Source organism: Streptomyces sp. NPDC101181 (assembly GCF_044767975.1).
Lineage (GTDB): Bacteria > Actinomycetota > Actinomycetes > Streptomycetales > Streptomycetaceae > Streptomyces.
The window spans coordinates 222,020-244,476 of sequence record NZ_JBIWOX010000008.1 but is presented as its reverse complement, the minus strand read 5'-3'; the positions used below and the strand labels follow the sequence as shown (position 1 = coordinate 244,476).

At 72.9% G+C, this 22,457-nt stretch carries 24 protein-coding genes and 1 riboswitch; of the genes, 13 read left to right on the top strand and 11 right to left on the bottom strand.

The window, feature by feature from the left end; all coding sequences use genetic code 11:
* Positions 1–12 precede the first annotated feature (12 nt).
* The 5 genes from ACIRRU_RS15095 to ACIRRU_RS15075 all read left to right on the top strand — a co-directional run bounded on the left by ACIRRU_RS15095 (position 13) and on the right by ACIRRU_RS15075 (position 4,088).
* Positions 13–741, top strand: coding sequence for a type 1 glutamine amidotransferase (locus tag ACIRRU_RS15095; protein WP_403680127.1), 729 nt, complete (start codon positions 13–15; stop codon positions 739–741).
* 143 nt (positions 742–884) lie between these two features.
* Positions 885–1,910 (top strand): 6-phosphofructokinase, encoded by a 1,026-nt coding sequence (locus ACIRRU_RS15090; RefSeq protein WP_363202289.1) that lies wholly within the window; start codon positions 885–887, stop codon positions 1,908–1,910.
* A gap of 113 nt (positions 1,911–2,023) precedes the next feature.
* On the top strand, positions 2,024–2,971 hold the full coding sequence (locus ACIRRU_RS15085) for a cytochrome c oxidase assembly protein (protein WP_363202288.1): 948 nt from the start codon (positions 2,024–2,026) through the stop codon (positions 2,969–2,971).
* A gap of 66 nt (positions 2,972–3,037) precedes the next feature.
* Positions 3,038–3,196: a hypothetical protein gene (locus ACIRRU_RS15080; protein WP_363202287.1), complete on the top strand. Its 159-nt coding sequence runs from the start codon at positions 3,038–3,040 to the stop codon at positions 3,194–3,196.
* A gap of 175 nt (positions 3,197–3,371) precedes the next feature.
* Positions 3,372–4,088 carry a lysophospholipid acyltransferase family protein gene (locus ACIRRU_RS15075; protein WP_363202286.1) on the top strand — a complete coding sequence of 239 codons (717 nt, stop codon included), beginning with the start codon at positions 3,372–3,374 and terminating at the stop codon, positions 4,086–4,088.
* A gap of 130 nt (positions 4,089–4,218) precedes the next feature.
* Here ACIRRU_RS15075 and ACIRRU_RS15070 read toward each other — a convergent pair whose 3' ends face one another.
* The 7 genes from ACIRRU_RS15070 to ACIRRU_RS15040 all read right to left on the bottom strand — a co-directional run bounded on the left by ACIRRU_RS15070 (position 4,219) and on the right by ACIRRU_RS15040 (position 10,464).
* Positions 4,219–5,802, bottom strand: a complete 1,584-nt coding sequence (locus ACIRRU_RS15070; protein ID WP_403680123.1) for an alpha/beta hydrolase — start codon at positions 5,800–5,802, stop codon at positions 4,219–4,221.
* A 153-nt stretch (positions 5,803–5,955) separates the two neighbouring features.
* The gene (locus tag ACIRRU_RS15065) at positions 5,956–6,744 is read right to left on the bottom strand and encodes an urease accessory protein UreD (protein ID WP_403680121.1); all 789 of its coding nucleotides are present in this window, start codon (positions 6,742–6,744) and stop codon (positions 5,956–5,958) included.
* The gene (gene ureG / locus ACIRRU_RS15060; RefSeq protein WP_403680119.1) at positions 6,741–7,418 is read right to left on the bottom strand and encodes an urease accessory protein UreG; all 678 of its coding nucleotides are present in this window, start codon (positions 7,416–7,418) and stop codon (positions 6,741–6,743) included. Before ureG ends, ACIRRU_RS15065 begins: the two co-directional genes overlap by 4 nt.
* A gap of 21 nt (positions 7,419–7,439) precedes the next feature.
* Positions 7,440–8,102 (bottom strand): urease accessory protein UreF, encoded by a 663-nt coding sequence (locus tag ACIRRU_RS15055; protein ID WP_403680116.1) that lies wholly within the window; start codon positions 8,100–8,102, stop codon positions 7,440–7,442.
* Positions 8,103–8,122: 20 nt separating this feature from the next.
* Complete coding sequence (locus ACIRRU_RS15050; RefSeq protein WP_403680113.1) at positions 8,123–9,844, bottom strand: urease subunit alpha; 1,722 nt, start codon at positions 9,842–9,844, stop codon at positions 8,123–8,125.
* Complete coding sequence (locus ACIRRU_RS15045; protein ID WP_403680111.1) at positions 9,837–10,148, bottom strand: urease subunit beta; 312 nt, start codon at positions 10,146–10,148, stop codon at positions 9,837–9,839. The genes ACIRRU_RS15050 and ACIRRU_RS15045 overlap by 8 nt, the downstream gene beginning before the upstream one ends.
* Before the next feature lie 13 nt (positions 10,149–10,161).
* The gene (locus ACIRRU_RS15040) at positions 10,162–10,464 is read right to left on the bottom strand and encodes an urease subunit gamma (RefSeq protein ID WP_403680108.1); all 303 of its coding nucleotides are present in this window, start codon (positions 10,462–10,464) and stop codon (positions 10,162–10,164) included.
* Between the two features lie 665 nt (positions 10,465–11,129).
* A riboswitch (cyclic di-AMP (ydaO/yuaA leader) is annotated at positions 11,130–11,292 on the top strand.
* A gap of 3 nt (positions 11,293–11,295) precedes the next feature.
* Here ACIRRU_RS15040 and ACIRRU_RS15035 point away from each other — a divergent pair.
* Positions 11,296–11,766: a C40 family peptidase gene (locus ACIRRU_RS15035; protein WP_403680105.1), complete on the top strand. Its 471-nt coding sequence runs from the start codon at positions 11,296–11,298 to the stop codon at positions 11,764–11,766.
* A 134-nt stretch (positions 11,767–11,900) separates the two neighbouring features.
* On the opposite strand, the gene ACIRRU_RS15030 is transcribed toward ACIRRU_RS15035, so the two are convergent.
* Positions 11,901–12,332 (bottom strand): ATP-binding protein, encoded by a 432-nt coding sequence (locus ACIRRU_RS15030; RefSeq protein WP_363202277.1) that lies wholly within the window; start codon positions 12,330–12,332, stop codon positions 11,901–11,903.
* A gap of 253 nt (positions 12,333–12,585) precedes the next feature.
* On the opposite strand from ACIRRU_RS15030, the gene ACIRRU_RS15025 reads away from it, so the two are divergent.
* Entirely contained in the window at positions 12,586–13,521 is a 936-nt protein-coding gene (locus ACIRRU_RS15025) for a helix-turn-helix domain-containing protein (protein ID WP_403680102.1), read from the top strand.
* On the opposite strand, the gene ACIRRU_RS15020 is transcribed toward ACIRRU_RS15025, so the two are convergent.
* Positions 13,513–14,664, bottom strand: coding sequence for an 8-amino-7-oxononanoate synthase (locus ACIRRU_RS15020; RefSeq protein ID WP_403680099.1), 1,152 nt, complete (start codon positions 14,662–14,664; stop codon positions 13,513–13,515). The genes ACIRRU_RS15025 and ACIRRU_RS15020 overlap by 9 nt on opposite strands.
* Positions 14,665–14,883: 219 nt before the next feature.
* Between ACIRRU_RS15020 and bioB the strand changes: the two genes are divergently transcribed.
* The 4 genes from bioB (at position 14,884) to ACIRRU_RS15000 (ending at position 19,112) form a co-directional block, all read left to right on the top strand.
* Positions 14,884–16,134 carry a biotin synthase BioB gene (bioB, locus tag ACIRRU_RS15015; RefSeq protein ID WP_403680096.1) on the top strand — a complete coding sequence of 417 codons (1,251 nt, stop codon included), beginning with the start codon at positions 14,884–14,886 and terminating at the stop codon, positions 16,132–16,134.
* Positions 16,127–17,470, top strand: coding sequence for an adenosylmethionine--8-amino-7-oxononanoate transaminase (locus tag ACIRRU_RS15010; RefSeq protein ID WP_403680094.1), 1,344 nt, complete (start codon positions 16,127–16,129; stop codon positions 17,468–17,470). The genes bioB and ACIRRU_RS15010 overlap by 8 nt, the downstream gene beginning before the upstream one ends.
* Before the next feature lie 141 nt (positions 17,471–17,611).
* The gene (gene bioD / locus ACIRRU_RS15005) at positions 17,612–18,307 is read left to right on the top strand and encodes a dethiobiotin synthase (RefSeq protein ID WP_403680091.1); all 696 of its coding nucleotides are present in this window, start codon (positions 17,612–17,614) and stop codon (positions 18,305–18,307) included.
* Positions 18,308–18,434: 127 nt separating this feature from the next.
* On the top strand, positions 18,435–19,112 hold the full coding sequence (locus ACIRRU_RS15000; RefSeq protein WP_403680088.1) for a class I SAM-dependent methyltransferase: 678 nt from the start codon (positions 18,435–18,437) through the stop codon (positions 19,110–19,112).
* A gap of 30 nt (positions 19,113–19,142) precedes the next feature.
* On the opposite strand, the gene ACIRRU_RS14995 is transcribed toward ACIRRU_RS15000, so the two are convergent.
* Together ACIRRU_RS14995 and ACIRRU_RS14990 are read right to left on the bottom strand one after the other, a co-directional pair.
* A complete protein-coding gene (locus tag ACIRRU_RS14995) occupies positions 19,143–19,514 on the bottom strand; it encodes a fic family toxin-antitoxin system, toxin component (RefSeq protein WP_363202271.1) in 372 nt (123 codons plus the stop codon).
* A complete protein-coding gene (locus tag ACIRRU_RS14990; protein WP_363202270.1) occupies positions 19,511–19,738 on the bottom strand; it encodes an antitoxin in 228 nt (75 codons plus the stop codon). The genes ACIRRU_RS14995 and ACIRRU_RS14990 overlap by 4 nt, the downstream gene beginning before the upstream one ends.
* Positions 19,739–20,099: 361 nt before the next feature.
* On the opposite strand from ACIRRU_RS14990, the gene ACIRRU_RS14985 reads away from it, so the two are divergent.
* Together ACIRRU_RS14985 and ACIRRU_RS14980 are read left to right on the top strand one after the other, a co-directional pair.
* Positions 20,100–21,437 (top strand): hemolysin family protein, encoded by a 1,338-nt coding sequence (locus ACIRRU_RS14985; RefSeq protein WP_403680084.1) that lies wholly within the window; start codon positions 20,100–20,102, stop codon positions 21,435–21,437.
* Entirely contained in the window at positions 21,434–22,453 is a 1,020-nt protein-coding gene (locus ACIRRU_RS14980) for a hemolysin family protein (RefSeq protein WP_363202268.1), read from the top strand. The genes ACIRRU_RS14985 and ACIRRU_RS14980 overlap by 4 nt, the downstream gene beginning before the upstream one ends.
* Positions 22,454–22,457: the final 4 nt, after the last annotated feature.

Sequence of the window (22,457 nt, the reverse complement as noted above, 5' to 3'; positions counted from 1 at the left end):
AGAGGACGAAGCATGAGCAACAACGGTCTGCGTCTGGTCTGGGTCTACCCCGACCTGCTCAGCACCTACGGCGACCAGGGCAACGCCCTGGTCGTGGAGCGGCGGGCCCGGCAGCGCGGGCTGGACGTGCAGCGCGTCGACGTGCGCAGCGACCAGCCGGTGCCGACATCCGGCGACATCTACCTGATCGGCGGCGGCGAGGACCGGCCGCAGCGCCTCGCGGCGGAGCGGCTGCGCCGTGACGGCGGGCTGTCCCGCGCCGCGTCCAACGGCGCGATCATCTTCTCGGTCTGCGCGGGTTACCAGATCCTCGGCCACGAGTTCATCAACGACCTCGGGCAGCGCGAGCCGGGCCTCGGTCTGCTCGACGTGATCTCGACCCGCGGCGAGGGTGCGCGGTGCGTGGGCGACGTACTGGGCGACATCGACCCGCAGCTCGGCCTGGAGCCGCTGACCGGGTTCGAGAACCACCAGGGCGTCACCCATCTCGGCCCGACGGCACGGCCGTTGGCCCGGGTGCGGTTCGGCAACGGCAACGGCACCGGGGACGGCACCGAGGGCGCGTTCAACGACACGGTCTTCGGGACGTACATGCACGGTCCGGTGCTGGCGCGCAATCCGCAGATCGCCGACCACCTGCTGAAGCTGGCGCTCGACGTGAACGCGCTGCCTCCCACCGACGACCGCTGGTACGAGGCGCTGCGCACGGAACGGATCGCGGCGGCGACGCAGCCCGCCTGATGAGACAATTCCCGCTCGGTTGAGCGCAGTCCAGCAGGCGGACGTCCGGTTCGGTCCCGCCACCCCGCGCCGGTAGGGTGGCGGGGATCCAGCCGGACGACGGGGTCCGGCCGTCGACCTCACATTGCAAAGGTTTTCGGGCCATGCGCATTGGCGTACTCACTTCCGGCGGCGACTGCCCCGGCCTCAACGCCGTCATCCGCTCCGTCGTGCACCGCGCGGCAGTGGACCACGGCGACGAGGTCATCGGCTTCCACGACGGCTGGAAGGGCCTGCTGGAGGCCGACTACCGCAAGCTCGACCTCGACGCGGTGGCCGGCATCCTGGCCCGCGGCGGCACGATCCTCGGCTCCTCCCGTGTCCAGCCCGCGCATCTGCGCGACGGTGTGGAGCGCGCCCGCGGCCATGTCGCGGACCTCGGTCTGGACGCGATCATCCCGATCGGCGGCGAGGGCACGCTGAAGGCGGCCCACCTCCTCTCCGAGGCCGGGCTGCCCATCGTCGGTGTCCCGAAGACCATCGACAACGACATCGCATCCACCGACGTCACCTTCGGCTTCGACACCGCCGTCGGCGTAGCCACCGAGGCGCTGGACCGGCTGAAGACCACCGCCGAATCGCACCAGCGGGTGCTGATCGTGGAGGTGATGGGGCGGCACACCGGCTGGATCGCACTCCACTCCGGGATGGCCGCCGGTGCCCACGCCATCGTGGTGCCCGAGCGCCCCTTCGACATCGACGAGCTGACCGAGCTGGTCGGCAAGCGGTTCTCGGCGGGCAAGAAGTTCGCCATCGTGGTGGTCGCCGAGGGCGCCAAGCCCCGTGCGGGTTCGATGCAGTTCGAGCAGGGCGTCAAGGACATCTACGGCCACGAGCGGTTCGCCGGTGTCGCCACGCAGCTCTCGGGCGAGCTGGAGCACCGGCTCGGCAAGGAGGCCCGCCCGGTCATCCTCGGCCACGTCCAGCGCGGCGGCACCCCCACCGCGTACGACCGGGTCCTCGCGACCCGGTTCGGCTGGCACGCGGTGGAGGCGGCGCACCGGGGCGAGTTCGGGATGCTGACCGCGCTGCGCGGCACCGAGATCACCATGGTGCCCCTCGCGGAGGCGGTGCGGACGCTGAAGACGGTGCCCGCCGAGCGGTACGCCGAGGCGGAGTGCGTGCTCTGAGCCACCCGGTCCCCGAGAGCTGCCCCCGGCCGTGAGCGCGGCCGGGGGCAGTTCTACGCTGTACCGGACAACCTGGCACGAAACGGGGAGCTGTCCCCAGCGGGAGTGAGCAGATGGATCACAGCGGGCACGGCATGAACATGGATCTGCCGCCGTTCACGCTGGGACGGGGGCTGGAGCTCTCCGTCGAGCCGTTCTTCCTGACCGGCTGTCTTCTGGCGCTCGCCCTGTACGGCTGGGGCGTGGCACGGCTGCGCCGGCGCGGGGACGGCTGGCCGGTGAACCGGATCGTGTTCTTCACCGTGGGCGTGCTGAGCATCGCGCTGGTGATGTGCACCAAGCTGAACGACTACGGCATGGTCATGTTCAGCGTGCACATGGTGCAGCACATGGTGATCAGCATGCTGTCGCCGATCCTGCTCCTGCTCGGCGCCCCGGTGACGCTGGCGCTGCGGGCGCTGCCCCCGGCGGGACGGGGCCGGACCGGCCCGCGCGAGCTGCTGCTGAAGCTGCTGCACAGCCGCTACATCAAGATCGTCACGCATCCGGCGTTCACGATCCCGGTCTTCATCGCCAGCCTCTACGCGCTGTACTTCACGCCGCTCTTCGACTTCCTGATGGGTTCCAGGCCCGGCCACATCGGCATGATGGTCCACTTCCTCGCCGTCGGCCTGGTGTTCTTCTGGCCGATCATGGGCGTCGACCCGGGCCCGCACCGCCCCGGCTACGTGATGCGGATGCTGGAGCTGTTCGCCGGGATGCCGTTCCACGCGTTCTTCGGGATCGCGCTGATGATGGCGTCGACGCCGATGGTGAAGACCTACGAGAACCCGCCCGCCTCGCTGGGCATCGACGCGCTGAGCGACCAGAACTGGGCGGGCGGCATCGCGTGGGCGTTCAGCGAGATCCCCTCCGTGCTGGTGCTGATCGCACTGGTCTACCAGTGGTACCACTCCGAGCAGCGCGCCGCCCGGCGCTCGGACCGGGCCGCCGACCGCGACGGCGACAAGGAGCTGGCGGCGTACAACGCCTATCTCGCGTCATTGCAGGCGCGACAGTAGCGCCGGAGGTGTATCCGGGGTGACCATGGGGTGAACGGCCGCGCGGCCGACGAGGAGGGTACGCGCATGTCCGGATCGACGAAGACCATGGGATACCTGACCGCCGGGGCCCTGGTGGTGACCACCGCCTACACGGTGGCCCTCGGCAGCAGCGGCTGGCTCTGGTTCGGCTGGGTGGTGCTGGGGCTGTGCACCCTCGGCATGCTGGCCACCCAGGACACCTGACCGCCCGGTCCACGACGGACGGTGCCTGCTCGCGCCGGGTGCGGGGTACGAGCCGGAAGATCGGTCCGCTACGGTCGCACGGTGGCGCCGGGGATCTACGCTGTGGGTCCCCGGCACGACGGTGACCGGCGGTAAGCCCTGACGCCGACCCGGCAGAGCGAGGAGCACCCACAAGGTGTTTTATTACGTCCTGAAGTATGTCGTGCTGGGGCCCCTGCTGCGGGTGCTGTTCCGTCCCCGGATCGAGGGGCTGGAGAACATCCCCGAGGAGGGCGCGGCGATCGTCGCGGGCAACCACCTCTCCTTCTCCGACCACTTCCTCATGCCCGCCATCCTCAAGCGGCGCATCACCTTCCTGGCGAAGGCCGAGTACTTCACGGGCCCGGGGCTCAAGGGGCGGCTGACGGCCGCGTTCTTCCACAGCGCGGGGCAGATCCCGGTGGACCGGTCGGGCAAGGACGCCGGACAGGCGGCGATCCGCGAGGGGCTGGGGGTGCTCGGCAAGGGCGAGCTGCTGGGGATCTACCCGGAGGGCACCCGCTCGCACGACGGACGGCTCTACAAGGGCAAGGTCGGGGTGGCGGTGATGGCGATCACCGCGGGCGTTCCGGTGATCCCCTGCGCGATGGTCGGCACCTTCGAGATCCAGCCGCCGGGCCAGGTCCTGCCGAAGATCAAGCGGGTGGCGATCCGCTTCGGGGAGCCCCTGGACTTCTCGCGCTACGCGGGCCTGGAGAACCAGAAGGCCGCGATCCGGGCGGTCACGGACGAGATCATGTACGCGATCCTCGCCCTGTCCGGTCAGGAGTACGTGGACGAGTACGCGGCGAAGGTGAAGGCGGCCGAGCAGGAGGCCGCACCGCCGCGGAAGTTCCCGAAGCTGCGGCGCTGAGCGCGGACCGGCCCGCGGCAGAGCCCGGCTGGTCCGGGCGGGCGGCGGAGCTCCGACGCGGCGCGGGACGCCCGGCCGGCGGCGTACGGCCGGGACCGCCGCTGAGCGGTCCCGGCCCTGCGGACACTCCCTACGGCTTCGGCGTGGCGTGCGGGGAGCACGTCACGTCGCGCCGTCCGGTCTTCCCGGTGAGCAGATAGGTGTCCACCCGCTCGTTGACGCACGGGTTGACCAGTCCGGTGACGCCGTGGGACCCGGCGTCCTTCTCGGTGATGAGCCGCGACCCCTTGAACCGCCGCTGGAGCTCGGCGGCGCCCTCGTAGGGGGTGGCGGCGTCGCGCTCGGCCTGCACGATGAGGACCGGCGGCAGTCCCTTGCCGCTCCTGACCTCCACCGGGGTCCGCTGCTTGGCGGGCCAGGTGGCGCAGGGCAGGTTCATCCAGGCGTTGGACCAGGTGATGAACGGGTGGTCGCGGTGGAGCCGGGTGTGGTCACGGTCCCAGGTGCGCCAGTCCGTGGGCCAGGTGGCGTCCGCGCACTCGACGGCGGTGTAGACGGCGTTGCCGTTCTCGGCGGCGGCGTTGCCCGCGCGGTCGTCCGGGTCGGGGGCGGCGGCGTCGACGAGCGCCTGGGTGTCACCGGCCCGGTAGGCGCTCCACGTCTTCGCGGTGGAGGCCCAGGCGGAGTCGTAGTACGGCGCGTTTTGGAAGAAGCCGGTCAGCTCGGCGGGTCCCACGAGCCCGCCGATCGGCTCCCTCTTGGCCGCCGCGCGCAGCTCGCGCCACGCCTTCTCCACCTTCCGCGGGGTGTCGCCGATCCCGTAGACGGAGTCGTGCCGCGCCACCCAGGCCTTCCAGTCCTCCCAGCGCGTCTGGAAGGCGACGTTCTGTCCGAGGTTCGCCCGGTACCAGATGCTGTCCTGCGAGGGGTCCACCACGCTGTCGACGACCAGGCGCCGTACGTGGGCGGGGAAGAGGGTGGCGTAGACGGCGCCGAGGTAGGTGCCGTAGGAGACGCCGAGGAAGTTGAGCTTCTTCTCGCCGAGCGCGGCCCGGATGACGTCCAGGTCGCGGGCGGTGTCGGGGGTGGTCATGTGCGGCAGCATCCAGCCGCTGCGCTCCGCGCACCCCTCGGCGTACTCGCGGGCCAGCTTGCGCTGCGCCCTCTTGTCGGCCTCGTCGTCGGGCACCGGGTCGGCCTTGGGCGCCTTCACGAACTCCTGCGGGTCGGCACAGGAGATGGGCGTGGAACGGCCCACCCCGCGCGGGTCGAAGCCGACGAAGTCGTACGCCTTCGCGGTCTTGGTCCAGAGCGGGTTCTTGGTGGTGACCCGGGTCGGGAACCGCATCCCGGAACCGCCGGGGCCGCCCGGGTTGTAGAGCAGCGCGCCCTGGCGCTCGCCCTGGGTGCCGGTGCTGACGTGCCGGTCGACGGCGAGCTTGATCTTCCGTCCGTCCGGCTTGGCGTAGTCGAGCGGGACGGTGACCCAGCCGCACTGGATGGGGGCGGTCAGTCCCCAGTCCGGCGGGCAGTCCTGCCAGTCGATCCCGGCCCGCTCCGCCCGCTGCGCGGCGAGGGCGACCCCGCGCGCCTCGGGGCCGCCCCTGTCGTGGTGGCGGGTCTGGGCTCCGGCCGCGGGCGCGGCCAGCGCTCCGGCTATGAGCGTGCCCGCGACGAGTGCCCCGGCCGAGCCGAGCACAGTGGTACGTCGCACGTGGAACTTCCCCCTTCGTCCGATCGTCGCCGTCGGCGACGTGGTCATCGGTGTGTCCGGGGAATCCTCGCGGCACCGGGGTCGCGGAGGCCAGGGCGTACATCTGTTTCTTTACCGAACCCATAACCGGTGAAGAACGTCCGCTGAACGGACTCAGCCTCCGCGCTGGACGGCCTTCAGGCCGTCCAGCAGTTCGTGCGCCGCCTCGTCCAGGATCCCGCGCAGCAGCCGGGCGTCGGCCGCCACGGCGGTCACCAGGACGGCGGGGCCGGCGAGCGGGGTGAGGGCGGCGGTGGGCCCGAGCAGCCGGGCGGGCAGCGGGGTTTCCTCGAACGACGGGTCGGCCAGGAGCAGTTGGCCCACCGCCCGGTGGCCTGCGAGCACCGCGGGGCCGTCCCAGCCGTCGGGGGCGCCCGGCCCGTACGCCAGCTGCTGGTCGAGCAGGGGGCGGCCCGCACGGTGGACGGTGAGCCGGGTGGTGAGCGCGCCGGTGGGTTCGCCGTGGCGGCCGAGTACCTGTTCCTCGCGCAGCAGCAGGCGTCCGGTGGCGGCGAGTTCCACCCGGGTGAGCTGGCGGAGGTCGCTGCCGTGGGCGGAGACCAGCTGTTCGGGCAGCCAGTGCAGGGCGGCCCCCTCCCCCACGCTCAGGTCCACGGTGTACGTGGCGCTCTCGCCGTCCGCCCGGGGGCCGGGCAGCGCGACGGTGGCGGCCGCCGCGTCGACGGTCAGCCGGGCGCCGTCGGTAACGCGCCCCTCGACGGCCAGGTGGTCGCCGTTCAGGGGCGCGCTCATCGCGCCGACGACGGTGACGCGGGCGCGGCCGGGGCAGCGGGAGCGGGTGCGGCGCAGCGCGAGCGGTCCGGCGCTCTCCAGGACGGGCAGGGCGGTGCCGCCCCGCCCGTCGGGCCCGGCGGCGATCCGCGCCGTGGCGCGGACGCTCACGCCGTCCAGGCGGCGAGCTGGGCTCGGACCCAGCCGGCGACCGGTCCGACACCCTCCGCCGAGGTCAACGAGGTGAGGACGACCGGGAGTTCACCGCGCTGCCGTTTGGCGTCCAGGGCCATCCGCTCCAGGTCGGAGCCGACGTACGGGGCGAGGTCGGTCTTGTTGACGACCAGCAGGTCGGCGGTGGTGACGCCGGGGCCGCCCTTGCGGGGGATGTCGTCGCCGCCCGCGACGTCGATGACGAAGATCTGGGCGTCGACGAGTCCCTTGGAGAAGGTGGCGGTGAGGTTGTCCCCGCCGGACTCGACGAGGATCAGGTCGAGCGGTCCGACCGCGTCCTCCAGGTCCTCGACGGCTTCGAGGTTGGCGGAGATGTCGTCGCGGATCGCGGTGTGCGGGCAGGCGCCGGTCTCGACGGCCTGGATGCGCTCGGGCGGCAGGACGGCGTTGTTCAGCAGGAAGTCGGCGTCCTCGCGGGTGTAGATGTCGTTGGTGACGACGGCGATGGAGAACCGGTCGCGCAGGGCGCGGCAGAGGGCGGCGACGGTGGCGGTCTTGCCGGAGCCGACGGGTCCGCCGAGGCCGATGCGCAGGGCGCGCCGGGTGCCGTCGGGGCGGGTGGCGTCGGCGCCGACGGCCGCGGGGCCGTCGTGGGTGTGGCCGAGGTGCATGGGGACTCCAGTGGGTGCGGGTTACGAGGCGAAGAGGCGGACGGGCCAGGCGGCGTGGGCCTCGGCGGTGATGTCGAGCAGCGGGGCGGAGGCGGCGGGCAGGGCGTCGATGCCCTGCCGGGCGGCCTCGGCGGCCCGTGCGGCGACCTGGTCCAGTTCGGGGGTGAGCCGGGCGAGTACGGCGGTGGCGTGGAAGGGGTCCAGGGAGAGCAGCCGGACGACGGCGGTGGCCGGGCCGCTGACGGTCTCGTAGGCGACGCAGTGCGCGGCGTCCTCGGGCCCGAGTCCCGCCGCCCGCGCCGCGAGCCCGAGGACGACGGGCTGGTGGGCGCCGCGCGGCCGGGCCGCGGCGAGCTCGGCGAGCGCGGGGCTGGGCCAGGTGGCGCGGGCGGCCCGCATCATCTGGCGGCCCAGCTTGCGGGCGGTGGCCCGCAGGGCGGGTGAGGGTGTCCGGGCGTCGGCGGCCTCGTCCAGGGCGAGCGGGTCGAGACCGCGGGCGGCCGCCGCGGCGAGGGCGGCGGAGGTGAGCCCGGTGGTGTGCAGACGGCCCCGGCAGAAGGCGGCGAGGGTGTCGGCGTCGTGGACGCGCCCCTCGCCGACGGCCGGTTCGGCGCCACCGGAGTGGGCGTGGCCGCCGGCGGGGAACCGGCCGTCGGCGAGGACGAGGAGGGCTGCGCGGGACATGGGTGGTGGTCCGCTCCGGCTCAGAAGAGGAAGTAGCGCTGGGCCATGGGCAGTTCCGCCGCGGGCGCGGGCTCGACCGGTTCGCCGTCGATGGTGACGGCGAAGCTGTCGGGGTCGACGTGGACGCGGGTCAGGGCGTCGTTCTCCCGCATGTCCGCCTTGGTGACCCTCCGGGTGCTGGTGATCGGCGTGAACCGCTTGTGCAGGGCGAGGCGTTCGGGCAGGCCGTCCTCGATCGCGGCCGTGGAGACGAAGTTGACGGAGCCCTGGGAGGCCGCCCGGCCCAGCGCGCCGAACATCGGCCGGGGCAGGACCGGCTGGGGCGTGGGGATGGAGGCGTTGGCGTCGCCCATCTGCGCGTAGGCGATCTGGCCGCCCTTGATGACGGTCTGCGGTTTGACGCCGAAGAAGGCGGGGTCCCAGAGCACGAGGTCGGCCAGCTTGCCGGTCTCCACCGAACCGATCTCCCGGTCCATGCCCTGGGCCACGGCCGGATTGATGGTGTATTTGGCGACATAGCGACGGACCCGGTGGTTGTCGGCCCGTCCGTCGCCGGGCAGGGCGCCCCGCCGCTTCTTCATCACGTGGGCGGTCTGCCAGGTCCGCAGGATCACCTCGCCGATCCGGCCCATGGCCTGCGAGTCCGAGGAGATGATCGAGATGGCCCCGAGGTCGTGGAGGATGTCCTCGGCCGCGATGGTGGAGGGCCGGATACGGGACTCCGCGAACGCGAGGTCCTCGGGCACGGCGGGGTTGAGGTGGTGGCAGACCATCAGCATGTCGAGGTGTTCCTCGATGGTGTTGACGGTGTGCGGGCGGGTCGGGTTGGTGGAGCTGGGCAGGACGTGGGGCTCGGAGACGACGGTGATGATGTCGGGCGCGTGTCCGCCGCCCGCCCCCTCGGTGTGGTAGGCGTGGATGGTGCGCCCGGCGATGGCGGCGAGGGTGTCGGCGACGAACCCGGCCTCGTTGAGGGTGTCGGTGTGGATGGCGAGCTGGGCGCCGGTCTCCTCGCAGACGGTGAGGCAGGCGTCGATGGCCGCCGGGGTGGCCCCCCAGTCCTCGTGGATCTTGAACCCCAGGGCTCCGCCGCGCAGTTGGGAGTACATGGCGTCGCGGGACATGGTGTTCCCCTTGCCCAGCAGCCCGATGTTGACGGGGAGGCCGTCCAGGGCCTCGAACATCCGGGCCAGGTGCCAGGGGCCGGGGGTGATGGTGGTGGCCTTGGAGCCCTCGGCGGGTCCGGTGCCGCCGCCGACGAGCGTGGTGATGCCGCTGGAGAGCGCCTGGTCGATGAGGGTGGGCGAGATGAAGTGGACGTGGGCGTCGACCGCTCCGGCGGTGAGCAGTTTCCCGTTGCCCGCGATGATCTCGGTCTCCGGTCCGATCACCAGGTCGGGGTGGACCCCGTCCATGGTGTCGGGGTTGCCGGCCTTGCCGATGCCGGTGATCCGGCCGTCGCGGATGCCGATGTCGGCCTTGACGATGCCCCAGTGGTCGATGACGACGGCCCCGGTGACGACGGTGTCGGGAGCACCCTCGGCCCGGGTGGTGCGGGCCTGTCCCATGGACTCGCGGATCACCTTGCCGCCGCCGAAGACCGCCTCGTCGCCCGCGTGTCCGGGGCCGCCGGAGCGGTCCTCCTCGATCTCGACCAGCAGGTCGGTGTCGGCGAGCCGGATGCGGTCGCCGGTGGTGGGGCCGAAGAGGTCCGCGTACACGGCCCTGCTGAGGTCAGGCATCGAGGGAACCTCCGGTTTCGCCGCGCAGGCCGGGGACGACCCGGCGGCCGGTGAGGGGGACGAGTTCGACGTCGACGGGGATGCCGGGTTCGAAGCGGACCGCCGTACCGGCCGCGATGTGCAGGCGCCGTCCGTGCGCGGCCGCCCGGTCGAAGCGCAGCCCGGGGTTGGCCTCGGCGAAGTGGTAGTGGGAGCCGACCTGGACGGGCCGGTCGGCGGCGTTGAGGACGGTGAGGCGGGTGACGCTCCGGCCCTCGTTGAGGGGGATGTCCCCGTCCCCGTACAGGATCTCTCCGGGAATCATCGGCGGCCGCCCGTCAGACGATCGGGTCGTGGACGGTGACCAGCTTGGTGCCGTCCGGGAAGGTGGCCTCGACCTGGACGTCGTGGAGCATCTCGGGGATGCCGTCCATGACCTCGTCCCGGGTGAGCACGGCGCGGCCGGACACCATGAGTTCGGCCACCGTACGACCGTCCCGGGCGCCTTCCAGGAGGTGGGCGGTGATGAGGGCGACGGCCTCGGGGTGGTTGAGCCGCAGCCCGCGTGCCCGGCGCTTCTCGGCCACGTCGGCGGCCACATGGATGAGCAGGCGTTCCTGCTCGTGCGGGGTCAGTTGCACGCTTCCACCTCATCGTCCACCGCCCGGTTCCTGGCTCCGGGCGCAGCGGGACCCTATCCGCCTTCAACAGTTCGTTGAACGGGGAATCCGGACCTCGCGACCAGGTATTGCACGTTAGGGCGGAAGTTTTTCCGTTGCGTTAACTGATCTTTTGCGCGGCCGTGGGACACGGACGGCTTCACCCGTTCTCCGCCGTCCCGGCCGCGCGTCGTATACGGACCCGCGCGGCGGCCGGGTATCAGGCGTCCCGGTCCCCGGGGCCGGGGTGCTCGGCGGCGATGCCGAACCGCCCGGGATCACCCCCGGCCGGGCCCCTACGGGACGGCCGCCGCCGTCGCACCGCGTGACACGCCCGGTGTGGCGATCGAATTTCCTCGCTCGTTCGGCGTACGGGATCACTCGCGCGAGCGACGGCCCGACTTGCGCCCGGCGTCCGCGCCGTACTCGGAATGTCCGCCTTCTTCGCTGGTGCGGGGCGCCGCGGAGGGCTCGTCGGCGGTGTCCGAATCGCCCTGTCCACCCGAATGGATCAGTGGTGAGGAGACTCACAAATCACCGTTTCAGCTCGGAAATCCGGCGGTGAGTAGGTCAAGATCCCTGGGACGACAAGCCCCCGCCGCCGCGGCGGGGCGGTCCGGGCGGACGCCGAGTCCTGCCGCCGCGCGGATGACTGGTCGACAGAAGTGGATCGGCAGGAGTGGAGGACCCGAGCACAACGGGCCGACCGGGAGACCGGAAAGCCCTCGGGGTGAAGCCGCGTAGCGGCCGGGCGACTTCGCCAGCCCGAACCCGACAGGTCATCCTTCACAGGCGGCTGACGAAGGGTTGCGCATGCCTGCGCAGGTTCATGTCCCGTCTCTGTTCGCCCGGGTCGGTACGGCCTCGGTGCTCACCCTCGCGGTGACGTCCACGATGCTGGCGCCCGGCCTGGTGCACGAGGCCGAGGCCGCCACCCACTCGACGAAGGCGCTCAAGGTCGCCGCGTCGAAGAAGGGGGCTCCGTACAAGTACGGAGCGGCCGGTCCGAGCCGTTTCGACTGTTCCGGGCTGACGGCCTACTCGTTCAAGAAGGCCGGGAAGAAGCTCCCCCGCACGGCCCAGCAGCAGTACAACAAGACCCGCCACATCCCGAAGTCGGACCGCAAGCGCGGCGACCTCGTCTTCTTCCACTCGCGGCGGGGCGTCTACCACGTGGGCATCTACGCCGGGGCCGGGAAGATCTGGCACTCCCCGAAGTCGGGGGACGTGGTGCGACTGGCGAAGATCTGGTCCAAGAGCGTCTGGTACGGACGGGTCCGCTGACCCACCGGCCGGAGAGTCTTCCCGTGCGGAGGACGCGGGCGGCACGGGCGGTGCGCGCACCTTCGCGGGCCGCCCGCCGCTCACCCGGCGGCCTCGCCGCTCCCCGGCGATCTCGGCGCGGCGGCGGCCCCGGGTCAGCTCTGGACCGTGACCGCCCAGGGCAGCACGATCCAGACCGTCTTCCCGCCCTCGGCGGTCGGCGTGACCTGGAGGCGCCCGCCGCGCTCCTTGGCCAGGCTCCGGATGATGACCATGCCGCGGCCGTTGTCCTGGCGCACGGCGGCGGGCAGTCGCTGAGGCCAGCGGGGGTGACTGTCCGTCACGCCGAGGTGCAGCTCCTCGTCCCGTTCGAGGAGGAGGTCCACGGTGAAGGTGGGCGACTGGCCGAAGGTGTGCTGGACGGCGTTGGTGGCGAGCTCCGAGACGATCAGCCGGATGGTGTCGGCGAAATCGGTGTCGTCGGGCAGTCCCCACTCGGCCAGGGTCCTGGCCACGTATCTGCGGGCCGAGGAGACCGACGCCGGATCGCTCGGCAGAGTGAGGGTTGCTTCCTGATGGTCCGCCATGGCGACGCCGTCCCTTTCCCGTCCCGGTCGGCCCTCGGCCGACCGGGATCGTGCTTCGCGCCAGACTGCCATTGATGCAGCTCCCTGTAACGGTGTTCGGCCAAGATGTGCATATATCTGTCGCCCGAAGCGGTGAATTCGGAACCCGTACGCCGTGGGCGCGCGGCACACTGACCTCCCTGCGGGGCCGGTTCCGGCACGGGCCGGTCCGGCGACAGGGCCGGGTCCTCCCGCCAGGCGGAAGGAGACCGGTATGCCGCACGGCCCCGTCGTACGGAGGCGCAGACTCGGTGAGGAGCTGCGGAGCCTGCGCCACGCCTCCGGGCTGACCAGCCGGGACGCGGCGCGCCTGCTGGGCTGGCACCAGTCGAAGGTGAGCCGGATCGAGACCGGTGCCAGCGGGGTCTCCTCGGGCGACGTGGCGCGGCTGCTGGACGTCTACGGGGTGCGTGACGCCCCGTCACGGGCTCTGCTGGAAGTCCTCGCCGGGTCGGCGGGCCGCGGCGGCCCGGGGTGGTGGCACGCCTACCGGGGGCTGATCCCGCCGCACCTCGGCGACTTCATCAGTCTGGAGTCGCAGGCCGACGCGGTCCGGACGCTGGAGACCTCGGTGGTTCCGGGACTGCTCCAGACCGCGGGGTACGCGAGGGCCGTGATCCGGGCCTCGCTGGACGGGGCCCCACCGGACGGGACTGAGCCGGACGGGACTTCGCCGGATAGGACGGCAGACCACCGGGCGGCGGCCCTGGACTCCCTCGACTCCCTGGTGGAGGTGCGGCTGACCCGGCAGCGGGTGCTGCGCGCGACGCGGCCGCCCCGGTTCACCGCCGTGCTGGACGAGGCGGTGCTGCGGCGCGAGGTGGGCGGCCCGGCGGTGATGCGGGACCAGGTGGGGCATCTTCAGGAGATGTCCCGGCTGCCGCACGTCACGGTCCGCTTACTGCCCTTCTCGTCGGGCGGCTACCCGGGGCTGACGACGTCCTTCGCCATCTTCTCCTTCCCGGCCACCGCCGATCTGGACGTGATCGTCCTCGATCACCTCACCAGCGGCCTCTACCTGGAGCGGCGGGAGGATCTGCGGACGTACGGGGCGGCCTTCCGCGCTCTCCAGGAGCGGGCGCTGTCGCCCGAGCGCTCCCGGGACCTCATGGCCGGTATCCGCCGCGACCATGCCCGCTCCTCACCCTGACGCCTCCCGGGGAGCGGTGGCGGCGACCGTGGTCACCGCGGCCGTGATCTGCTCCTCGGTCAGGTCGGCGCGCGCCGTCAGCCGCAGCCGGGAGACCCCGTCGGGAACCGACGGCGGGCGGAAGCAGCCCACGGCCGTCCCGGCCGTACGGCAGTCGGCCGCCCAGCGCACCGCCGCGTCCGCCGAGGGCGCCCGCACCGAGACGACGGCCGCGTCGGGGCGGGCGGCGGTCAGCCCGGCGGCGGTGAGCCGGGTGTACAGCGCGGCCGCGACCTCCCGTGCCCTGGCCGCCCGTTCGGGCTCCCGGCGCAGCACCCCGAGCGCGCCGAGCGCGCCGCCCACCGCCGCCGGGGCGAGGCCGGTGTCGAAGATGAACGTACGGGCGGTGTTGACCAGGTGCTCGATGACCCGGGCCGGTCCGAGGACGGCTCCGCCCTGGCTGCCCAGCGACTTGGAGAGGGTGAGGGTGGCGACGACCCCGTCGCCGCCCGCCAGGCCCGCCGCGGCGAGCGCGCCCCGGCCGCCGTCGCCGAGGACGCCGAGGCCGTGGGCGTCGTCCACGACCAGAGCGGCGTTCGCGGAGCGGCACACGGCGGCGAGCGCGGGCAGCGGCGCGGCGTCGCCGTCGACGGAGAACACCGAATCGGTGACGGCGAGCGCCCGGCCCTCATGGCCGTGGAGCGCCTTGGCGACGGCGTCCGGGTCGGCGTGCGGGACGACGGCGGTCGCGGCGCGGGAGAGCCGGCAGCCGTCCACGATCGAGGCGTGGTTGGCCGCGTCGGAGACGATGAGCGAGCCGTGCCCGCCGAGCGCGGTCAGGGCGGCGAGGTTGGCGGCGTATCCGGAGGAGAGCACGAGGGCGGCCTCGAAACCGCAGAAGTCGGCGAGCCCGCCTTCCAGTTCGGCGTGGAGCGCGGTGGAGCCGGTGACCAGCCGGGACCCCGTCGCCCCGGCCCCCCAGCGGTGGGCGGCCGCGGCAGCGGCGGCGGTGACCTCCGGGTGCCGGGTCAGCCCGAGGTAGTCGTTGCTCGCGAGGTCCAGCGGCTGGGGTCCGGCGCCGCGCGGGCGCAGGGTGCGGACGAGTCCGGCGGCGGCCCGGCGGCGGGCCTCCTCGTCGATCCAGTCGAACGGGGCGAAGGGCATGGGGCGGTCCCTGGGGTAGACGGGCGCTCGGCGGACGGCGGCGCGGCCCGGCCCGGCGAGGGGGCGGGCGGCGCGGCACACGGTCCGTTTGTAGGCAGCCAACAGACCCTAGCGGGGTGCGCAGCAGGTCAGGGTGTGGCAATACACACACCCGCGCCCGGCTCTGCTGTCTGGTTCCTCCTTGGCTGGAGGCGGTGCGGTAAGCCAGGATCATCTCTCATGGACCTGCTGAACACGCTGGTGGACAAGGGGCTGCGGCGCGAACTGCCGACCCGCGAAGAAGCGCTCGCCGTGCTGGCGACCTCCGACGACGAGCTGCTCGACGTGGTGGCCGCCGCAGGGAAGGTGCGCCGTCAGTGGTTCGGGCGACGCGTCAAGCTCAACTATCTGGTCAATCTGAAGTCCGGGCTCTGCCCGGAGGACTGCTCCTACTGTTCGCAGCGGCTCGGCTCGAAGGCGGGCATCCTCAAGTACACCTGGCTGAAGCCGGAGGAGGCGTCCAAGGCGGCGGCCGCCGGGGTCGCGGGCGGCGCGAAGCGGGTCTGTCTGGTGGCGAGCGGGCGCGGCCCCACGGACCGGGACGTGGACCGGGTCACCCGGACCATCGAGGCCATCAAGGAGGAGAACGAGGGCGTCGAGGTGTGCGCCTGCCTCGGGCTGCTCTCCGACGGGCAGGCCGGGCGGCTGCGTTCGGCGGGCGCCGACGCGTACAACCACAACCTCAACACGTCCGAGGAGACGTACGGGGCGATCACCACCACCCACACCTACGCGGACCGGGTGGAGACCGTGCAGCAGGCCCAGGCGGCGGGGCTGTCGGCGTGTTCCGGGCTGATCGCCGGGATGGGCGAGAGCGACAAGGACCTGGTGGACGTGGTGTTCGCGCTGCGGGACCTGGACCCGGACTCGGTGCCGGTGAACTTCCTGATCCCGTTCGAGGGCACCCCGCTGGCCAAGGAGTGGAACCTCACCCCGCAGCGCTGCCTGCGCATTCTGGCGATGGTCCGCTTCGTCTGCCCGGACGTCGAGGTGCGGCTCGCGGGTGGCCGCGAGGTGCACCTGCGCTCGATGCAGCCGCTGGCGCTCCACCTGGTCAACTCCATCTTCCTGGGCGACTACCTGACGAGTGAGGGCCAGGCCGGTCAGGCCGACCTGGACATGATCGCGGACGCCGGGTTCGAGGTGGAGGGCGCGGGCACCACCACCCTGCCCCGCCACCGGGCGGACGCGGTGGCCGGCGGAGGCTGCGGTTCGCGGGGTGCGGCGGAGCAGTCCGGGTGCGGTTCGCACGACGGCGGCTGCGGCCCCTGCGGCGGGCACGGGGCGCAGGCGGCTCCGGTCGCGGACGACGGCGAGCCGGTGGCGGCGGAGGTCCCGGCCGCGCGGACGGGCGCGGGCGGCCAGGCGCGTACGGATCTGGTGGCCGTGCGCCGTCGCGGTGCGGGGACGGATCTCGCGCCCAATGCCTGATCCGCACGCCCCCGCACGCCCGGTGTCCGGCGCCGGACGGCCGTACGCCCCCGACGAGCTGCGGGCGTTGGACCGCGCCCACGTCTGGCACCCCTACGGTCCGATGCCGGGCCGCCAGGAGCCGCTGGTCGTGGAGTCGGCAGCCGGAGTGCGGCTGCGGCTCGCCGAACCCGTCGAGGGCCGGGACGAGCTGGTGGACGGCATGTCGTCCTGGTGGTCGGCGGTGCACGGCTACAACCACCCGGTCCTCAACGAGGCCGCCCGCGGGCAGCTGGACCGGATGAGCCATGTGATGTTCGGCGGGCTCACCCATGAGCCCGCCGTCCGGCTGGCGGCCAAGCTGGTGGAGATCACGCCCGCGCCGCTCCAGCACGTGTTCCTGGCCGACTCGGGGTCCGTGTCGGTCGAGGTCGCGGTCAAGATGTGCCTCCAGTACTGGCGTTCGGCCGGGCGTCCGGAGAAGCGGCGGCTGCTGACCTGGCGCGGCGGCTACCACGGCGACACCTGGCAGCCGATGTCGGTGTGCGACCCGGAGGGCGGGATGCACGAGCTGTGGTCGGGTTCGCTGCCCCGCCAGGTCTTCGCCGACGCCCCGCCGGACGGTTTCGACGCGGAGCCGGATCCCGGCTACGTGACCCATCTGCGGGAGCTGGTCGCCGCGCACGCCGACGAGGTGGCAGGGGTCGTCGTGGAGCCGGTGGTGCAGGGGGCCGGGGGGATGCGGTTCCACTCCCCCCGCTATCTGCGGGTGCTGCGTGAGGTCTGCGACGAGCAGGACGTCCTGCTGGTGTTCGACGAGATCGCGACCGGTTTCGGGCGGACGGGCCGGCTGTTCGCCGCCGGGCACGCCGGGGTCTCGCCCGACGTCATGTGCGTGGGCAAGGCGCTGACCGGCGGCTATCTGACGATGGCGGCGACACTGTGCACCTCGCGGGTGGCCGAGGGCATCTCGCGCGGCGAGGTGCCGGTGCTGGCGCACGGCCCGACGTTCATGGGCAACCCGCTGGCCGCCGCCGTCGCCTCGGCCTCCGTGGACCTGCTGCTCGGGCAGGACTGGGCGGCCGAGGTGGCGCGGATCGGCGCGGGCCTGCGCGCCGGGCTCGCGCCCGCCGCGGAGCTGCCGGGGGTCGTGGACGTACGCGTCCTGGGCGCGATCGGGGTCGTCCAGCTGGATCACGAGGTGGACCTGGCGGCGGCGACCCGCGCGGCGGTGCGCGAGGGCGTGTGGCTGCGGCCGTTCCGGGACCTCGTCTACACGATGCCGCCTTACGTCACCGGGGACGAGGATGTCCGCCGGATCTGCCGGGCCGTCTGCGCCGCGGCACGGGAGGGCTGAGATGACCGAGCCGGTGCGGTACGGGAACGGTCACGGAAGGGCTGACAGGACCTGGCCGGTGCGGTACGGGAACGGTCACGAAAGGGCTGACAGGACCTGGCCGGTGAGGTCCGGTACGGAAAAGGTCGCGAAAGGGCTGGCATGACCATCCTCGTGGTGTCCGGCACGGGCACGGAGATCGGCAAGACCGTGGTGACCGCCGCTGTCGCGGCCGCCGCCCGGGGCCGCCGGGTCGCGGTGCTCAAGCCCGCGCAGACCGGGCTCGCCCCCGGGGAGCCGGGCGACGCGGCGGAGGTGGCGCGGCTGGCGGGCGGGCAGGTGACCGCGGTGGAGCTGGCCCGGTTCCCCGAGCCCCTGGCCCCGGCCACGGCCGCACGCCGGGCGGGGCTGCCCCCGGTGCGGCCGTCCGAGGTCGCCGAGGCCGCGGAGAAGCTGGCCGCCGAGCACGATCTGGTGCTGGTGGAGGGCGCGGGCGGGCTGCTGGTGCGGTTCGACGACGACGGCGGCACCCTCGCGGACGCGGCCCGGCTGCTGTCCGCGCCGGTGCTGGTGGTGGCCCCCGCGGGTCTGGGCACACTGAACGCCACCGCTCTGACGGCCGAGGCGCTGCGCAACCGGGGGCTGGGCTGCCGGGGCGTGGTGATCGGCAGCATGCCCGGGGAGCCCGACCTGGCCTCCCGGTGCAACGTCGAGGACCTGCCGGTGGCGGCCGGTGCGCCGTTGCTGGGCGCGGTACCGGCCGGTGCGGGGTCGCTGACGGCCGCCGACTTCGCCACCCGGTCGGCGTCGTGGCTCGCTCCGGAGCTGGGCGGGACCTGGGCCCCGCCCCGGTACTGAGGCCCCCGGAGAAACCTGGCAGGTCAGGCAGGTCCGGGGGGCCCGGGAGGTCTGCGGGGGCTGTCGGAGGGCATCGCGGGGGAGAATCGTCGAGGAGCCGTACGTCCACTCCTCACCGGAGGTCGTCATGCAGCTGCGCGGCAGGAAGCCCCCCAAGGACGCCGTGCACCACCCGGTGTTCGCCCGCTTCTACGCCCGGATGAGCGTGACCGCCGACCTGAAGGGCGGTGTCGCCGCGTACCGCGAGGAGCTGCTGGCGGGGCTGTCCGGCCGGGTCGTCGAGATCGGCGCGGGCAACGGCCTGAACTTCGCCCATTACCCGGGGGCCGTCTCGGAGGTCGTGGCGCTGGAGCCGGAACGCTCGCTGCGGCAGCTCGCCGTGCGCGCCGCGCTGCGCGCCGAGGTGCCGGTGGACGTGGTGCCGGGCGCGGCGGAGGCGCTTCCGGTGAAGAACGAGGGCTTCGACGCGGCCGTCGCGTCCCTGGTGCTGTGCACTGTACGGGATCTGCCCCGGGCGCTCCGCGAGATCCGGCGGGTCCTGCGCCCCGGTGGCGAACTGCGGTTCTTCGAGCACGGTCTCGCCCCGGGCCGGGCCCTGGCGACGGCCCAGCGCGCCGCGGACCGCACCGTGTGGCCGCTGCTCTTCGGCGGCTGTCACACCGCCCGGGATCCGCTGGCCGCGATCGAGGCGGCGGGCTTCGAGCTGGGGACGTACCGCAGGCTGCGGATTCCGGAGAAGGGGCTCCAGGCCCCCAGCTCCCCCTGCGTCCTGGGGGTGGCCCGCAAGCCGTTCACGGTGGAGTGAACGCACCGTGCCGCTTCGCGGAACGGCCGCTCATACGCTCCACTGGCGCAGCTCGTCCGCGATGGCCCGCACGTCCGCCTTGCCCTGCTTCACCAGCAGCGCCAGGTCGCGGACCTGCTCGGGCGAGGTGATGACCTTGAGGCCGGAGGCGATGAGGTAGCCGTACGCGACGGCCGAGGCGAACATCGCGTTGGAGTGTTCGAGCGCGGGGACGTGCAGCAGCAGTTGCAGCAGGGCGGCCGCCCGCGCGTGCGGGTCGCTGTAGACGGGGCTGCCGAAGATCTCCGCCTCGTGCCGGGCGACGGCGGCGACGAGGGCTCCCCAGTCCACGACCTCGGGATCTCCGGGCGTCTTGTGCTCGGCCACCATGAGCAGCCAGGAAAGGTCGATCCGCAGGTTCAACGGGTGCCTTCGCGCTCCGGGCCGAACTCCTCGGCGAACACCGCTTCGTACTGCTTCATGAAGTCGGCGGCGGCCTCGACGAAGGTGTGTCCCACTTCGCCCGTGTCCTGCTTGACGAGCTCCTCGATATAGCGGTTCACACTCATCCCCCTTTGCAGCGCGCGCTGTCGCGCGGCCTCGGCGGTGGCCTCGTCCACTCGGACGTTCAGCTGAGTTTTCGGCACCCTCCCACGCTAGCGCGTTCGTGCTAGCACCGGCAAGGGGGCGGCGGCGAGCCGGGGCACCGGGGGCCGGCGGCCCCGGGGGACGTCTCCTGGGGGGGTCCGAGCAGCGGTGCAGCCGCCGGGTGAGGCATCTGACGGCCCGACCCGGGTACGGGAGGCGGGAGGCAGCATGTCGGATCACGGGCCGGACGCCCGCCGATGAGCTGTTCCTTCCGTCACCCCCTGCCGAAAGGTGTGAGCGTCCGCCCATGGGCGAGCCTCCCGAGACCCGGCCGCTCCGGTTCCGCGGCCGACTGCTCCGAACAAGCCGACGCCGCGCGGTCCCGCCGCCCCTGACTGATCATGGGACGGAGGTGAGCCGATGACCGAAGTACTCCTGCTGCTCGTCGCCCTGCTGCTCTGCTTCGCCTGCGGCGCCTTCGTCGCGGCGGAGTTCTCTCTGACCACGGTGGAGCGGAGCGAACTCGAACGGGCCGTCGAGCGGGGTGAGCGGGGCGCGACGAGCGCCCTGAAGGCCGTGCGCGGCCTGACCTTCCAGCTCTCGGGCGCGCAGCTCGGGATCACCGTCACCAACCTGGTGATCGGGATGCTGTCCGAACCCTCGATCGCGAAGCTCATCCGCGGTCCGGTCGAGGCGGTGGGGGCGCCCGCGGCGGCCGCGTCCACGCTGGCACTGGTGATCGGCACCGCGCTGTCCACGGTGGTGCTGATGGTGGTCGGCGAGCTGGTCCCGAAGAACTGGGCGATCTCCTCGCCGCTGGTCGTGGCGAGGGCCGTGGCCACCCCGCAGCGGGTGTTCACCGCGGTGTTCCGGCCCTTCATCAGCCACCTCAACAACACCGCCAACCGGATCGTGCGCCGCGTCGGGCTGGAACCCACCGAGGAACTGGCCTCCGCGCGCAGCCCACAGGAGCTGGTGGCCCTGGCCCGGCACTCCGCGAAGGAGGGGGCGCTGGAGGCGGACACCGCCGAACTGTTCGTCCGCACCCTGAACCTGTCGGAGCTGACCGCCGAGAACGTGATGACGCCCCGGGTCCAGGTCACCGCCCTGGACGTGCAGGCCACCGCCGAGGACGTCGCCAACGCCACCCGGGCCACCGGTCTCTCCCGCTTCCCCGTCTACCGGGGCAGCCTGGACACCGTGGTCGGTGTGGCCCTCGTCAAGGACGTCCTGGCCATCCCCGCCGACGAGCGGCCCCGCACCGGCGTGTCGGAGCTGCTGCGGGAGCCTCTGCTCGTACCGGAGACGCTCACCGTGGACCGGCTGCTGGACCGGCTGTCCGGGAAGCTGGCCATGGCCGTGGTGATCGACGAGTACGGCGGCACGGCCGGGGTCGTGACGGTGGAGGACATCGTGGAGGAGGTCGTCGGCGAGGTGCGCGACGAGCACGACCCGCACGAGACCCCCGACCTGGCCGCCGCCGGGGACGACGCCGACGGCCGGACCCTGTGGTCGGCCGACGGGGCCGCCCGCACCGACCAGCTCGGCAGGATCGGGCTGAAGGTGCCGGAGGGGCCCTACGAGACCCTGGCCGGGCTGGTCGCCACCGAGCTGGGCCGGATTCCGGCGACGGGCGACACGTTCGACCTGGCGGGGTGGCGGATCGACGTGATCGACGCCTCCGGCCGCCGGGCCGCACGGGCCCTGCTGCACGCGCCCCTGCCCGGGGCGAAGGACCGGACGGAGGAGGAACGGTGATCGCCCTCCAGCTCTTCATCGGCCTGCTGACCCTGGTGGCCAACGCCTTCTTCGTCGGCGCCGAGTTCGCCCTGATCTCGGTGCGCCGCAGCCAGATCGAGCCGGAGGCCGAGGCCGGGAACCGGCGGGCCCGCAGCGTCATCTGGGGCCTGGAACACGTCTCCCAGCTGCTCGCCGCCGCCCAGCTGGGCATCACGCTCTGCACCCTGGTGCTGGGCATCGTGGCCGAGCCCGCCATCGCCCATCTGCTGGAGCCGGTCTTCGACGCCGTGGGCGTGCCGCACGGCCTGGTGCACCCGCTCTCGTTCGCCATCGCGCTGAGCGCGGCGACGTATCTGCACATGCTGCTCGGCGAGATGGTGCCGAAGAACATCGCGCTGGCCGAACCGACGCGCAGCGCCCTGGCGCTGGGCCCGCCGCTGGTGGCGATGGCCCGCGCGCTGCGCCCGGTGATCTTCGCGATCAACGCGTTCGCCAACGCCCTGCTCAAGCTGTTGCGGGTGGAGGCCAAGGACGAGGTGTCCGCGACGTTCTCCGACGACGAATTGGCCAGGATGGTGCAGGACGCGGGGGACGCCGGGCTGGTCGACGACCGCTCGGCCGAGCGGCTGCGTCACGCCCTGGAGCTGGGCCGCCGCCCGGTGCGGGACGTGGTGATGCCGGTCGAACGGGTGCAGTTCGCCCAGGTCGGGACCACCCCGGAGGAGCTGGAGCGGCTCTCCGCCGACTCCGGGTTCTCTCGGTTCCCGGTGATGGACGGGGAACGGCGCATCCTCGGCTACCTCCATGTGAAGGACGCCCTGGACGCCGCGCCCCGCGACGTGCCGTTCCCGGTGTCGGCGATGCGTCCGATCGCCCGGGTGCGGGGCGCGACCCCGCTGGACGACGTGCTGACCGCCCTGCGGCGCAGCCGGACCCATCTGGCCGCCGTCCTGGACGAGGACGGCGGGCTCGCCGGTGTGGTCACGATGGAGGACGTGCTCCGCGAGCTCGTCGGCCGGGCGCGGTCGCGTTAAAATC

Bases quoted from the DNA above. Each gene is read 5' to 3' on its own strand.
- ACIRRU_RS15095 (WP_403680127.1), top strand. From the start codon at position 13: ATGAGCAACAACGGTCTGCGTCTGGTCTGGGTCTACCCCGACCTGCTC.
- ACIRRU_RS15030 (WP_363202277.1), bottom strand. From the start codon at position 12,332: ATGGCGGACCATCAGGAAGCAACCCTCACTCTGCCGAGCGATCCGGCG.
- ACIRRU_RS15000 (WP_403680088.1), top strand. From the start codon at position 18,435: ATGCAGCTGCGCGGCAGGAAGCCCCCCAAGGACGCCGTGCACCACCCG.
- ACIRRU_RS15050 (WP_403680113.1), bottom strand. From the start codon at position 9,844: ATGCCTGACCTCAGCAGGGCCGTGTACGCGGACCTCTTCGGCCCCACC.
- ACIRRU_RS15035 (WP_403680105.1), top strand. From the start codon at position 11,296: ATGCCTGCGCAGGTTCATGTCCCGTCTCTGTTCGCCCGGGTCGGTACG.
- bioB (WP_403680096.1), top strand. From the start codon at position 14,884: ATGGACCTGCTGAACACGCTGGTGGACAAGGGGCTGCGGCGCGAACTG.
- ACIRRU_RS14985 (WP_403680084.1), top strand. From the start codon at position 20,100: ATGACCGAAGTACTCCTGCTGCTCGTCGCCCTGCTGCTCTGCTTCGCC.
- ACIRRU_RS15020 (WP_403680099.1), bottom strand. From the start codon at position 14,664: ATGCCCTTCGCCCCGTTCGACTGGATCGACGAGGAGGCCCGCCGCCGG.
- ureG (WP_403680119.1), bottom strand. From the start codon at position 7,418: ATGCACCTCGGCCACACCCACGACGGCCCCGCGGCCGTCGGCGCCGAC.
- ACIRRU_RS15010 (WP_403680094.1), top strand. From the start codon at position 16,127: ATGCCTGATCCGCACGCCCCCGCACGCCCGGTGTCCGGCGCCGGACGG.
- bioD (WP_403680091.1), top strand. From the start codon at position 17,612: ATGACCATCCTCGTGGTGTCCGGCACGGGCACGGAGATCGGCAAGACC.
- ACIRRU_RS15055 (WP_403680116.1), bottom strand. From the start codon at position 8,102: ATGTCCCGCGCAGCCCTCCTCGTCCTCGCCGACGGCCGGTTCCCCGCC.
- ACIRRU_RS15090 (WP_363202289.1), top strand. From the start codon at position 885: ATGCGCATTGGCGTACTCACTTCCGGCGGCGACTGCCCCGGCCTCAAC.
- ACIRRU_RS15085 (WP_363202288.1), top strand. From the start codon at position 2,024: ATGGATCACAGCGGGCACGGCATGAACATGGATCTGCCGCCGTTCACG.
- ACIRRU_RS15080 (WP_363202287.1), top strand. From the start codon at position 3,038: ATGTCCGGATCGACGAAGACCATGGGATACCTGACCGCCGGGGCCCTG.
- ACIRRU_RS15045 (WP_403680111.1), bottom strand. From the start codon at position 10,148: ATGATTCCCGGAGAGATCCTGTACGGGGACGGGGACATCCCCCTCAAC.
- ACIRRU_RS15025 (WP_403680102.1), top strand. From the start codon at position 12,586: ATGCCGCACGGCCCCGTCGTACGGAGGCGCAGACTCGGTGAGGAGCTG.